The following is a 564-nucleotide window of genomic DNA, read 5'->3' on the forward strand; positions in this document are numbered from 1 at the left end:
GGCATAGCCTGTAAAACTAACAAGAACGAGCGTTAACAGCATTGTCACAATACTGATCTTCATGGAGTTCCAATACCATTTTGCATAAAGTGCACCCTGACCGAAGAAGAGCTCGGTAAAGTGGCTGAACGTTGGGTTCTTCGGAAACATACTTGTGCTCATGAGGCTGTTTCCAGGATTAAAGGAAGCACCAATTGTCCAAAGCAGTGGATATAGAATACAAATGGAGGCAATGAAAAGGATAAAATAAGTAATACTCAGGCGAATGAGCTTGGTTTGTTTTGATCCCATATCACATCATGTCCTCCTCTTTGAATGAATTCGTCCTCTTAAACTGCCAGAGTGCAATGGCGATGACAAAGATTGAAAGTAAAATCGTGACAGCCGCAGCGAGTGCATATTGAGAGGACTGCATCGTGAGTTTATAAATCCAAGACACCAAGATGTCCGTTCCCCCAGCGGTTGATCCTGCAACAGGCGGTCCCCCGCCATTAAATAAGTAGATGATATTAAAGTTGTTAAAGTTAAACGTATATTGTGTGATGAGGATGGGGGCAATGGAAT

1 pseudogene is annotated in these 564 nt (G+C 42.7%); it reads right to left on the reverse strand.

Annotation, left to right across the window (positions count from 1 at the left end):
- Positions 1-292: 292 nt before the first annotated feature.
- Positions 293-564, reverse strand: a pseudogene (locus tag AC2A4J_RS20345) (sugar ABC transporter permease); the annotation flags it as partial.

Source organism: Marinomonas sp. ATLA20, assembly GCF_057180105.1.